This window comes from Aquabacterium sp. J223 (assembly GCF_024666615.1).
In the GTDB taxonomy this organism is placed as follows: Bacteria; Pseudomonadota; Gammaproteobacteria; order Burkholderiales; family Burkholderiaceae_C; genus J223.
In genome coordinates this window covers 574,438-586,120 of the sequence record NZ_CP088297.1, presented here as the reverse complement: position 1 = coordinate 586,120, position 11,683 = coordinate 574,438, and the positions used below count along the sequence as shown (strand labels likewise).

Annotated in this window: 10 protein-coding genes; 3 read left to right on the top strand and 7 right to left on the bottom strand. The window is 72.2% G+C overall.

Annotation, left to right across the window (positions count from 1 at the left end):
• Nucleotides 1-37: 37 nt before the first annotated feature.
• From mrdA to LRS07_RS02765, 4 genes are all read right to left on the bottom strand, one after another.
• Nucleotides 38-2,095 carry a penicillin-binding protein 2 gene (mrdA, locus tag LRS07_RS02780; RefSeq protein ID WP_260500503.1) on the bottom strand — a complete coding sequence of 686 codons (2,058 nt, stop codon included), beginning with the start codon at nt 2,093-2,095 and terminating at the stop codon, nt 38-40.
• Entirely contained in the window at nt 2,092-2,613 is a 522-nt protein-coding gene (gene mreD, locus LRS07_RS02775; protein WP_260500502.1) for a rod shape-determining protein MreD, read from the bottom strand. Before mreD ends, mrdA begins: the two co-directional genes overlap by 4 nt.
• Entirely contained in the window at nt 2,610-3,551 is a 942-nt protein-coding gene (mreC, locus tag LRS07_RS02770) for a rod shape-determining protein MreC (RefSeq protein ID WP_260500501.1), read from the bottom strand. Before mreC ends, mreD begins: the two co-directional genes overlap by 4 nt.
• 89 nt (nt 3,552-3,640) lie before the next feature.
• Nucleotides 3,641-4,684, bottom strand: coding sequence for a rod shape-determining protein (locus LRS07_RS02765; protein WP_260500500.1), 1,044 nt, complete (start codon nt 4,682-4,684; stop codon nt 3,641-3,643).
• Between the two features lie 381 nt (nt 4,685-5,065).
• Here LRS07_RS02765 and gatC point away from each other — a divergent pair, with 381 nt between their 5' ends.
• From gatC to gatB, 3 genes are read left to right on the top strand one after another with little or no spacing between them, the layout of a single operon-like run.
• Nucleotides 5,066-5,365 carry an Asp-tRNA(Asn)/Glu-tRNA(Gln) amidotransferase subunit GatC gene (gatC, locus tag LRS07_RS02760; protein ID WP_260500499.1) on the top strand — a complete coding sequence of 100 codons (300 nt, stop codon included), beginning with the start codon at nt 5,066-5,068 and terminating at the stop codon, nt 5,363-5,365.
• Nucleotides 5,362-6,897 (top strand): Asp-tRNA(Asn)/Glu-tRNA(Gln) amidotransferase subunit GatA, encoded by a 1,536-nt coding sequence (gatA, locus tag LRS07_RS02755; protein ID WP_260500498.1) that lies wholly within the window; start codon nt 5,362-5,364, stop codon nt 6,895-6,897. Before gatC ends, gatA begins: the two co-directional genes overlap by 4 nt.
• Nucleotides 6,894-8,357 carry an Asp-tRNA(Asn)/Glu-tRNA(Gln) amidotransferase subunit GatB gene (gene gatB, locus LRS07_RS02750; RefSeq protein ID WP_260500497.1) on the top strand — a complete coding sequence of 488 codons (1,464 nt, stop codon included), beginning with the start codon at nt 6,894-6,896 and terminating at the stop codon, nt 8,355-8,357. The genes gatA and gatB overlap by 4 nt, the downstream gene beginning before the upstream one ends.
• A 22-nt stretch (nt 8,358-8,379) precedes the next feature.
• Here gatB and LRS07_RS02745 read toward each other — a convergent pair whose 3' ends face one another.
• The 3 genes from LRS07_RS02745 to LRS07_RS02735 form a co-directional block, all read right to left on the bottom strand.
• Nucleotides 8,380-9,042 carry a hypothetical protein gene (locus LRS07_RS02745; RefSeq protein WP_260500496.1) on the bottom strand — a complete coding sequence of 221 codons (663 nt, stop codon included), beginning with the start codon at nt 9,040-9,042 and terminating at the stop codon, nt 8,380-8,382.
• Between the two features lie 13 nt (nt 9,043-9,055).
• Nucleotides 9,056-9,727, bottom strand: a complete 672-nt coding sequence (gene pyrE, locus LRS07_RS02740) for an orotate phosphoribosyltransferase (protein WP_260500495.1) — start codon at nt 9,725-9,727, stop codon at nt 9,056-9,058.
• A 106-nt stretch (nt 9,728-9,833) separates the two neighbouring features.
• Nucleotides 9,834-11,678, bottom strand: coding sequence for an ATP-binding cassette domain-containing protein (locus LRS07_RS02735; protein ID WP_312028346.1), 1,845 nt, complete (start codon nt 11,676-11,678; stop codon nt 9,834-9,836).
• Nucleotides 11,679-11,683 lie beyond the last annotated feature (5 nt).

The following is an 11,683-nucleotide window of genomic DNA, read 5'->3' as shown; positions in this document are numbered from 1 at the left end:
GCGGGCCAGCGTCGGAGCGGCCCGGCGCCCGGCCCGCTCATCGCACCGCCCCTTCCACAGCGCCGGCCAGCGCCACCGGCCCGCCGCGCGTCTGCGCAGCGGCCACCGCGGGCAGGCCCGGACCGGTGGCGGGCGGCACCACCGTCTGGCCCGGCAACGGCACGTCGGCGGCCTTGCGCGGCGTGCCCACCGGGGCGCCGGCCTTGCCCTCGCGCAGCAGGGCGATGTCCTCCTCGCTGGGGTACAGGCCGAGCAGCAGGTAGTCCAGCACCCGGCGCGCGATCGGCGCCGCCGCGCCGCTGCCCCAGCCGGCGTTCTCGACGATGACGGCCAGCGCCACCTCCGGCTCGGCCACGGGCGCGAAGGCGACGTACAGCGAATGGTCGCGCTGGTGCTCGGCCACCCGCGAGGCGCTGTACTTCTCGTTGGCGCGCAGGCCCACCGCCTGGGCGGTGCCGGTCTTGCCGCCGCTGGGGTACCCGGCGCCGGCGAAGACCGTGCGCGAGGTGCCGCTGATGGTCACGCCGTGCATCGCGTCGCGGAGGACGGCGGTGTGCTCGGGCTTCAGCGGCAGCGCCTCCAACGCGTCGCTGGCGATGCGCCGCTTGTCGTGCGTGATGAGGTCGTGCACCTCGCGCACCAGCCGCGGCTTGTAGCGCAGCCCGCCGGACGCCAGCGTGGCCGTGGCGGTGGCCATCTGCAGCATGGTGAAGTTGTTGTAGCCCTGGCCGATGCCCAGCGAGATGGTCTCCCCGGCGTACCACTTCTGGTGCTCGGGCCGGCGGAAGCGCTTGCGCTTCCATTCGGTGGAGGGCAGGTCGCCGGTGACCTCGCCGTCCAGGTCGATGCCGGTCTTGCGGCCGAAGCCGAAGGGGTGGAGCTGTTCGTGGATGAGGTCCACGCCCATCTCGTTGGCCAGACTGTAGAAGTAGACGTTGCTGGAGCCGACGATGGCCAACCTCATGTCCTTCGGTCCCGGCCGGTCGGCCTCCGGGCTGCCGAAGGTGCGGCCGCCGAAGCTGTAGGTCAGGTTGTCCATGATCACCGTGCTGGCCGCGCGCTTGCCGCTGTTCAGCGCCGCGATCGCCATGAAGGGCTTGAAGGTCGAGCCCGGCGGGTAGGTGCCGCGCAGCGCCCGGTTCAGCAGCGGCTTGTCCGGCGATTCGTTGAGCGTGCGCCAGGACTCGGCGTCGATGCCGTCGACGAAGAGGTTGGGGTCGAAGGTGGGCTTGCTGACGAAGGCCAGCACCTCGCCCGAGCGCGGGTCCAGCGCCACCAGCGCGCCGCGCCGGTCGCCGAACATCTGCTCGACCAGCGCCTGCAGCTTGATGTCGATCGACAGCACCACGGTGTTGCCCGGCGTCGGCGGCTGGCTGTTCAGCCGCCGCACCGCACGGCCACCGGCGCTGGTCTCCACCTGCTCGAATCCGGTGATGCCGTGCAGCTCCTGCTCGTAGCGCTGCTCGACGCCGAGCTTGCCGATGTAGTCGGTGCCGCGGTAGTTGGCCTGCACCTCCTCCGGCTGCTCCTCCAGCGCCTCCTTCTCCTTGCGGTTGATGCGGCCGATGTAGCCCAGCACATGGCTGCCCACCTCGCCGAAGGGGTAGTGGCGGAAAAGGCGCGCCTTGACCTCGACGCCCGGGAAGCGGAAGCGCTGCGCGGTGAAGCGGGCCACCTCCAGGTCCGACAGCTTGGTGCGCAGCGGCAGCGACTCGAAGCTCTTCGACTCCTCCATCAGCCGCTTGAAGCGGCGCCGGTCGCGGGCCTCAATGTTGACCACCCGCGACAGCGCGTCGATGGTCTCCTCCAGCCCGGCGTCCAGCTTGCCGGGCGTGATCTCCAGGGTGTAGGCGGAGTAGTTGTTGGCCAGCACCACGCCGTTGCGGTCGACGATGAGGCCGCGGTTGGGCACGATGGGCACCACCGCGATGCGGTTGTTCTCGGCCTGCAGCGCCAGCTCCTCGTGGCGCAGCACCTGCAGCACCACCATGCGCGCGGCGATCAGGCCGAAGCAGAACAGCACGAAGACGGCCGCCGCCAGCATGCGCCAGCGGAAGCGGCTGAGCTCGTGCTCGACGTTCTTCAACTCGGTCATAGCGGTCGATGCTCGTCACGGTCCGGCGCCCGCCGCTGCGGCGCCAGCAGCAGCCAGCTGGCGATCGGCCAGAGCAGCGCCTCGATCAGCGGGGCCAGGGCGATCTCCCAGCCGGGGAACATGCCGCCGGCCAGCAGCCGCACCAGCAGCGACACCGCGTGCGCGCCGAAGAACAGCGGCAGGATCTGCAGCGCCTGCGCCGGCACCGAGAACCACAGCAGCCGGCGGTGGATGGTGATGGCGAAGTACGACAGCAGCGCATACGCCAGCGCGTGCTGGCCGAGCACCGCGCCCGCGTGCACGTCCATGAGCAGGCCGAAGACGAAGGCCGAGCCGATGCCCACCCGCAGCGGCTGGTGCACGTTCCAGAACACCACCGCCAGCGCCAGCACGTCGGGCATCCAGGCCACCCGGCCGGCCGGCACCATGTTGACGAGCAGCGCCAGCAGCAGCGTGAACCACATGAACAGCGGGTTCAGCGGCAGCAGCAGCTGGTCGGAGCCGCGCGGCATGATCATCGGCGGCCTCCCGTGGCCGGCTTGGCGGGTGGCTTCTTCGCCGGCGCCTCGGCCGGGGCGTCGGCGACGTCGGGCCGCTCGGGCAGCTGCAGCGCCAGCGGCTCCAGCACCAGCACGTGGCGCACCGCGTCGGTGGTGGCCAGCGGCGCCAGCGCGATGCGGGCGAAGCCGGAGTCGCTCTGCCGGTCGACGCTCACCACCTTCGCCACCGGGATGCCCGGTGGGTAGATGCCGTCCACGCCCGAGGTGGTGAGCAGGTCGCCGGCCTGCACGTCGGCGTTGGTCGCCATGAAGCGCAGCTCCATGCCGGTGGCCGAGGTGGCGCCGTAGGCCGCGCTGCGGGCCTGGGTGCGGGTGTTGAGCACCGGGATGGCGAAGTCCTTGTCGTTGAGCAGCGCCACCTCCGCGCCGAACGGGTACAGGCGGACCACCTGGCCGAGCACGCCGGCCTCGTTGACCACGGGCGCGCCGGCGACGACGCCGTGCACCTGCCCGCGGTCGATGATCACCTTGCGGGAGAACGGGTCACGGGCTTCGTAGAGCACCTCGGCGGCCAGCGAGCGCACCTGCACCTTCGGCTTCAGGTCCAGCAGCGCGCGCAGGCGGTCGTTCTCGGTCTCGAGCTGGGCGACGCGGGCGATGCGCTCGCTCTGCGCGGCGAGTCGGCGGAGCGCCTCGTCCTCCTTGGCGCGGGCCTGGGCCAGGCCCAGCAGGTAGTCGCCGCCGCCGCGCCAGATCTCCAGCGGCACCTGCATCGCGCGCTGCAGCGGCAGCAACGCCGTGGCCAGCACCGAGCGCGACGGCCCCATCAGCTTCAGCCGGGTGTCGGCCACCATCAGGAACAGCGCCAGCGCCGAGCACACGACCAGCTTGGTCAGCGCCGAGTGGCCCTGCCGGAAGAACGGCGGCGGGTTGCGGTCGAGCGTGCCGAAGGGCATGGCCCGTCCTCTGCAGGATCAGGGGCGGAGAAAGATCGAAGCCGCCTCGCGGCGGCCTCGGACCCGGTGTGAAATACGACCGGCCACGTTCACTCGGAGGTGAAGATGGTGTTGAGCCGTTCCATGCGTTCCAGCGCCATGCCGCAGCCGCGCACCACGCAGGTCAGCGGGTCCTCGGCCACCAGCACCGGCAGGCCGGTCTCCTCGGCCAGCAGGCGGTCCAGGTCGCGCAGCAGGCCGCCGCCGCCGGTGAGCATCATCCCGCGCTCGGCGATGTCGGCGCCCAGCTCCGGCGGCGTCTGCTCCAGCGCGTTCTTCACCGCGGAGACGATCTGGTTCAGCGGGTCGGTCAGCGCCTCCAGCACCTCGTTGCTGGAGATGGTGAAGGCGCGCGGCACACCTTCGGAGAGGTTGCGGCCCTTGACCTCCATCTCGCGCACTTCGCTGCCCGGGAAGGCCGAGCCGATGCCCACCTTGATGGCCTCGGCCGTCTGCTCGCCGATCAACATGCCGTAGTTGCGGCGGATGTAGTTGATGATGGCCTCGTCGAACTTGTCGCCGCCGACGCGCACGCTGCCCTTGTAGACCATGCCGCCGAGCGAGACGACGCCGACTTCGGTCGTGCCGCCGCCGATGTCCACCACCATCGAGCCGGAGGCCTCGCTCACCGGCAGGCCGGCGCCGATGGCCGCGGCCATGGGCTCCTCGATCAGGTAGACGGCGGAGGCGCCGGCGGCCTCGGCCGCGTCCTTGATGGCGCGGCGCTCGACCTGGGTCGAGCCGCAGGGCACGCAGATGATGATGCGCGGGCTGGGCGTGAGCAGCGACCGCGGATGAACCATCTTGATGAACTGCTTGATCATCTGCTCGGTGATGACGAAGTCGGCGATCACGCCGTCCTTCATCGGCCGGATGGCCTCGATGTTGCCGGGCACCTTGCCCAGCATCGCCTTGGCCTCGGCGCCCACCGCCTGGATGACCTTCTTGCCGTTGGGACCGCCCTCGTGGCGGATGGCGACCACCGACGGCTCGTCGAGCACGATGCCCTTGCCGCGCACGTAGATCAACGTGTTCGCCGTGCCCAGGTCGATGGCAAGGTCGGTCGAGAAGTAGCGACGCAGGGATCCGAACATAAGGAGGATGGAGGTGCGCTGCGGCCCTAGGCCAGAGAGGGGCCGCCGGGTGCGGCGGCCATGCGGTGGGGCGGCAGGCGCATGGAATCTGGGGTGGTGTCCTGCTGGCCTTCGAAGCGGCGGGCCCCGACGGCAGGAGGCAGGACACGGTTGCAAACCGCCGCTGGATGCCACGCAGGCGCCCTGCTTTCGGCAGGTCGGCCACGTGCAGGGCGGCTTGTGGATAACCAGGGATAATACCTGATCACCCCTGCTCGACGACCTGCTCCGGAACCCGTGAACAGCAGGTGGGAACAGGTTCTTTCCATCGCTTACCGACGGACGCGGCGGCCGCCTTCGGCGCATCGACCGCCGTCGTCGACGACCTCGCCGCACCCCGACATGGCCCTGACCCCGGACGACGTCCAGCGCATCGCCCACCTGGCCCGGCTGGAGCTTCCGCCCGACGAACGCTCCGCCCTGCTGGACCAGCTCAACGGCTTCTTCGCCATCGTGAACCAGATGTCGGCCGTCGACACCCGCGGCGTCGAGCCGCTGTACACGCCGCTGTCGGCGGTGCAGTCGGTGGCGCTGCGGCTGCGCGACGACGTGGTGACCGAGGCCGTCGATCGCGAGGCCAACCAGCGCAGCGCGCCAGCGGTGGAGGACGGCCTCTACATCGTGCCGCGGGTGATCGAATGAGCGGCGCCGACCTGCACGACCGCGGCGTGGCCGACCTGGCCGCCGCCCTCGACGCCGGCCAGGTGTCGAGCACGGAGCTGACGCGCCACCTCCTGAACCGCATCGAGGCGGCCAAGCCGCTGGGCGCCTTCCTCCACGTCGACGCGGAGGCCGCGCTGGCCGCCGCCGCGCGGGCCGACGCCCGCCGCGCGGCCGGCGAGCGGGCGCCGCTGCTGGGGGTGCCGCTCGCGCACAAGGACGTCATCGTCACCCGCGACATGCCGACCACCGCCGGCTCGCGCATGCTGGCCGGCTACCGCAGCCCCTTCGACGCCACGGTGGTCGCCCGCCTGGGCGACGGCGAGCCGGGCGGCGCGCCGGGGGCCGGCGCGGTGTCGCTGGGCAAGCTCAACTGCGACGAGTTCGCCATGGGCTCCGGCAACGAGAACTCGGCCTTCGGCGCGGTGCGCAACCCGTGGGACACCGGTCGGGTGCCGGGCGGTTCGTCCGGCGGCTCGGCGGCGGCGGTGGCGGCGCGGCTGCTGCCCGCGGCCACCGGCACCGACACCGGCGGCTCCATCCGCCAGCCGGCCAGCTTCTGCGGCATCACCGGCATCAAGCCGACCTACGGCGTGTGCTCGCGCTACGGCCTCATCGCCTTCGCCTCCAGCCTGGACCAGGCCGGCCCGCTGGCCCGCTCGGCCGAGGACTGCGCCCTGCTGCTGTCGGCGATGAGCGGCTTCGACGCGCGCGACGCCACCAGCGCCGAGCGGCCGCCGCAGGACTTCGTCGCCCAGATGAAGGCGCCTCGCGAGGGCGCCGGCGCGGCGCAGCCGCTGAAGGGCCTGCGCATCGGCCTGCCGCGCGAGTTCTTCCCGGCGCAGCTCGACGCGGGCGTCGAGGCCGCGGTGCGCGGCGCGCTGGCCGAGCTGGAACGGCTGGGCGCCACGCTGGTCGAGGTGAGCCTGCCGCGCACCGAGCTGTCGATCCCGGTGTACTACCTGATCGCCCCGGCCGAGGCCAGCTCCAACCTGAGCCGCTACGACGGCGTGCGCTACGGCCACCGCGCCGAGCAGCCGGTCGACCTGATGGACCTGTACAAGCGCTCGCGATCGGAGGGCTTCGGCCCCGAGGTCAAGCGCCGGATCATGATCGGCACCTACGTGCTCAGCCATGGCTACTACGACGCCTACTACCTGCAGGCGCAGAAGCTGCGGCGCATGATCGCCGACGACTTCCAGGCCTGCTTCGCGGCCTGCGACCTGATCGCCGGGCCGGTGGCGCCGTCGGTGGCCTGGGCCATCGGCGAGCGGCGCGACGACCCGGTGGCCAGCTACCTGGCCGACATCTTCACCCTGCCCGCCAGCCTGGCCGGCCTGCCCGGCATGAGCGTGCCGGCCGGCTTCGCGGTGCCCGCCGGCGGCGGGCGCGAGATGCCGGTGGGGCTGCAGCTCATCGGCAACTACTTCCAGGAAGGGCCGCTGCTGCAGGCCGCGCATGCGCTGCAGCAGGCCACCGACTGGCACCTGCGTTCGCCGGAGGTCGCCCAGTGAACGCGCCGCTCGTCCGGGGCTGGGAGGTGGTCATCGGCCTCGAAACCCACACCCAGCTGTCCACCGCCAGCAAGATCTTCAGCGGCGCGGCCACCGCCTTCGGCGCCGCGCCCAACACCCAGGCCTGCCCGGTGGACCTGGCGCTGCCCGGCACGCTGCCGGTGGCCAACGTCGGCGCGGTCGAACGCGCCATCCGCTTCGGCCTGGCGGTCGGCGCCAAGGTGGCCCCGCACTCCATCTTCGCGCGCAAGAACTACTTCTACCCCGACCTGCCCAAGGGCTACCAGATCAGCCAGTACGAGATCCCGGTGGTGCAGGGCGGCACGATCGAGTTCTTCCTCGACGGCCAGCGGCGCAGCGTGCGGCTGACCCGCGCGCACCTGGAAGAGGACGCGGGCAAGTCGCTGCACGAGGGCCTGACCCCGCGCGACGGCCGGCCGGTCTCCGGCATCGACCTCAACCGCGCCGGCACGCCGCTGCTGGAGATCGTCTCCGAGCCCGACATGCGCTCCAGCGCCGAAGCCGCCGAGTACGCCCGCGCGCTGCACGCGCTGGTGGTGTGGCTGGACATCTGCGACGGCAACATGCAGGAGGGCAGCTTCCGCTGCGACGCCAACGTCAGCGTGCGCCGGCCGGGCGCGCCCTTCGGCACCCGGCGCGAGATCAAGAACCTCAACAGCTTCCGCTTCCTGCAGCAGGCCATCGACTACGAGGTGCAGTGGCAGATCGAGCAGCTCGAGGACGGGCTGGAGATCCAGCAGGCCACGGTGCTGTTCGATGCCGCCACCGGCGAGACGCGCGCCATGCGCACCAAGGAAGACGCGCACGACTACCGCTACTTCCCCGACCCCGACCTGCCGCCGCTGGTCATCGCGCCGGAGTGGGTGGCGCGGGTGAGGGCGTCGATGCCCGAGCTGCCCGCGGCCATGGCCGAGCGGCTGCAGGCCGAAGACGGCCTGCCGGCCTACGACGCCGCGATGGTCACGCAGAGCCGCGCCTTCGCCGCGACCTATGCGGCGGCCCGCGCCGCCGGCGCGCCGGCCAAGCCGCTGGCGAACTGGCTGATGGGCGAGGTGAGCAAGCGGCTCAACGCCGAGGGCCGGGACATCGCCGACCTGCCGGTCGCCCCGGCCACGCTGGCCGCGCTGCTGGCCCGCATCGCGGACGGCACCGTGAGCCACAACGGCGCCAAGCAGGTGTTCGACGCGCTGTGGTCCGGCGAATCCGACGTCGACGCCGTCATCGCCGCCAAGGGCCTGAAGCAGATGAACGACACCGGCGCCCTGTCGGCCATCGTCGACCGGGTGCTGGCCGCGAACCAGAAGTCGGTGGACGAATACCGGGCCGGCAAGGACAAGGCCTTCAACGCCCTGGTCGGCCAGGTGATGAAGGCGAGCCAGGGCAAGGCCAACCCGGCGCAGGTCGGCGAACTGCTGAAGCAGAAGCTGGCCGGCGGCTGAACCGGGCGGCCGCGGGTGCGCGTCAACGCCCGGCGGCGCGCTCGGTCCACAGGCGCTTCAGCCGCGCCAGCTCGACGTCGTACAGCTGGTTGATGCGCTCCAGCTCCGCCTGCTGGTTGGCGATCGCCTGCCGCTGCGCCTCGGCCGACGCGTCGTTGGCGTCGAGCGCGCGCTTCAGCTTGGCCGGCAACGGCTTGCCCTGGTAGAACTCCGCTTCGTCGAGCAGCGGCTTGCGCTCGGCGGTCAGGTCGCGCAGCCGGTTCTCCGACACCCGCATCGCGCCGCGCGCGGTGTCCAGCGCCGCCTCGCGGGCGCGCTGGTGGCTGGCCTCGTCGGGGTAGCGGTTGACCAGGTTGCGGTCTCGCCGCACGGCGTCGGCCCGGGCGGCGCGCTCGCGCTCGCGGCGCAGCTCCTCCAGCTCGCGCTCGGCGCGTTCCTCGCTGCTCATGGCCGGCGGCACCACCCGCCGCAGCGAGCCGTCGCGGTTGAGCAGCCGCTGCTCGCGGCCGGTGCAGTCGGCGATCGGCCGGTCGGAGGTGAGCCGCCGGCCGTCGGCGGTGACGCAGGTGTAGATGCCGTCGCCGCCGGTGGCGGGCGCCGCCTGCGCCATCGCGCCGGCGGCGGCCAGGAGGCCCAGCCAGGCAGCGACCGTTCGCGGCAGCGGGTACGACGGGCGCCGGCTCATGAGGGTGTGCGGCTCAGACGCCGTAGCGCTGCCGGTAGGCCGCCACGCGGGCGGTCTCCTCGCCCAGCCCGCGTTCGCCTTCGAGGAAGTGCAGCAGGCTGTCCAGCGTGGCGATGGCGATCACCGGCAGGCCGAACTGCGCGGTGACGTACTGGGTGGCCGAGTGGGGCAGGTCGACGCCCTGCTCCGCCGCCCGCTCCTGGCGGTCCAGCGCGATGGCGACGCCGCAGGGCGTCGCGCCGGCCGCCTGGATCATCGCCACCGACTCGCGCACCGAGGTGCCGGCGGAAATCACGTCGTCGATGATCAGCACCCGTCCGCGCACCGGCGCGCCGACCAGCAGGCCGCCCTCGCCATGGTCCTTCGCTTCCTTTCGGTTGTAGGCGAAGGGCACGTTGCGGCCCAGCCGCGCCAGCTCGATGGCCACGCCGGCCGCCAGCGTGATGCCCTTGTAGGCCGGGCCGAACAGCAGGTCGAAGTCCAGCCCCGAGGCGACCAGCCGCCGGGCGTAGAACTCGGCCAGCCGCTGCAGCTTGGCGCCGTCGTCGAACAACCCGGCGTTGAAGAAGTACGGCGACAGCCGCCCGGCCTTGGTCTTGAACTCGCCAAAGCGCAGCACCCCGGCCTCGACCGAGAAGCGCACGAAGGACTGCGCCAGTTCGTCGGCCGGCTCGCGGGGGGTCATGCTGCGGAAATCCTTCGGGGTGTGGAACGCGGCGGCGGATTGTAGGGGGGCGGTTTCAGCCCCGGCCCATGGTGTTTCGGCCGGCCGCCGCGGCGCTTGAGCACGATCAGGCCGGCGCCGGCCGGGCGCCGGGGGCGCCAGGGCCATCCTCGAAGCGGTAACCCTGCGCCGGGTGCACCGCCCAGCCGCCGTCGCCGGTCAACTCCAGCACCTTGGCGTGGTAGCGCAGCACCGCCGGGCGGTGGGCGATGCTGACCAGCGTGATGTCCGCGTCGCGCAGCCGCTGGTACAGCGCCGCCTCGTTGGCGGCGTCGAGCGCGCTCGTGGCCTCGTCGAGGATGGCCACCTGCGGACGGCGCACCAGCACGCGGGCGAAGGCCAGGCGCTGCTGCTCGCCCACCGACAGCAACGAGCCCCAGTCGCGCTCCGCGTCCAGCCCGCCGACCCGCTCGGCCAGGCCGCCGAGCTTGACCTCGTCGAGGATCTCGCCCAGCCGCTCGTCGCTCAACTCGGTCTCGGTGCCGGGGTAGAGCAGCTGGCTGCGCAGGCTGCCGTGCTGCAGGTAGGGCCGCTGCGGCAGGAACAGCACCCGGTCGTGCGGCGGATGCTGCACCCGGCCGCGGCCCTCGCGCCAAAGGCCGGCGATGCAGCGCAGCAGCGAGCTCTTGCCGCAGCCGCTGGCGCCGGTGATGAGCAGGCCTTCGCCGGGCTGCAGCGCGAGGTCCAGCTCGCGCACCAGCAGCCGCTCGGCCTGCGGGGTGTACAGGGTCAGGCCCTGCAGCGCCAGGCACTCGCCCGCGCGGCGGGTGATGCGCTCGCGACCGTCCTCCGCGCCGTCGGGGCCGGCCGCCGTGCCGACCCGCTGCCACAGCCCGTGCAGCCGGTCGATGCCGGCGACGAAGCGCGACAGGCTCTCGAAGTTCTCGACGATCACCGCCACCGCCAGCTGCACCGCGGCGAAGGCGCCGCCGGCCTGCACCGCACGGCCCACCTCCATCTCGCCGGACAGCACCGCGTCGGCCAGGATCACGCTGGGCACCACCAGCGTCAGCTGGTTGAAGCCGCGCTGGAAGAGGTTGAGCCACCACTGGCGGCGGATGAGCCGGTTGTAGTTGGTGTAGACCTTGTCGAAGCGGCCCTCGAGGTGCGCGCGCTCCTGCGACTCGCCGCGGTAGAAGGCGATCGACTCGGCGTTCTCGCGCAGCCGCATGAGGCCGAAGCGGAAGTCCGCCTCGCGCTGCAGCTGCCAGAAGTTGAGGCGGATCAGCGGCGCGCCGAACACCGCCAGCGCGATCACCGTGCCGACGATGGAATAGACCGCGAGGAACGCGACCAGCGGCTTGGAGATCGCCCACAGCACCGCGCTGAAGGCCACCAGCTGCATCGCCGCGCCGACGAAGATCAGCAGGAAATGCGTCGAGCGGCCGGTGAAGGTGTTGATGTCCTCGCTGATGCGCTGGTCGGGGTTGTCGATCTCCTGGCCCTGGTTGAGCTCGTAGTACCGGCGCTGGCCGAGGTAGCCGTCGAGGAAGCGCCCGGTGAGCCAGCGCCGCCACTGGTTGGAGAAGGCATCGCGCAGGAAGTAGTAGCAGGCGTACACCGGCACCGCGATGCCCAGCACCAGCAGCGCCGACTGCACCGCGGCCCAGAAGCGGTCGCGGTCCTGACCGGCCAGCGCCGACATCATTTCGCCGGTGCGGTCGTTGAGCAGCACCGCCAGCTGCGTGTCGGCCAGCATCAGCAGCACCAGGCCGGCGAGCAGCGTCCATGCCCGGCCCTTGCGGTCGCCCAACCAGTAGGGCCGTGCCACCGTCATGAACTGCTTCCAGGCGGCCAGCGAGAGGCCGGGGGGCACCCGGCGGCGAGGCCGGGGCGGCGCCGGGCGTTCGGCGGCCAGGGGAACGGCGGCGGCGTGGGTGTCGGCGGGGCGCGAGGCGGTGATCAGCGGCACCGGGC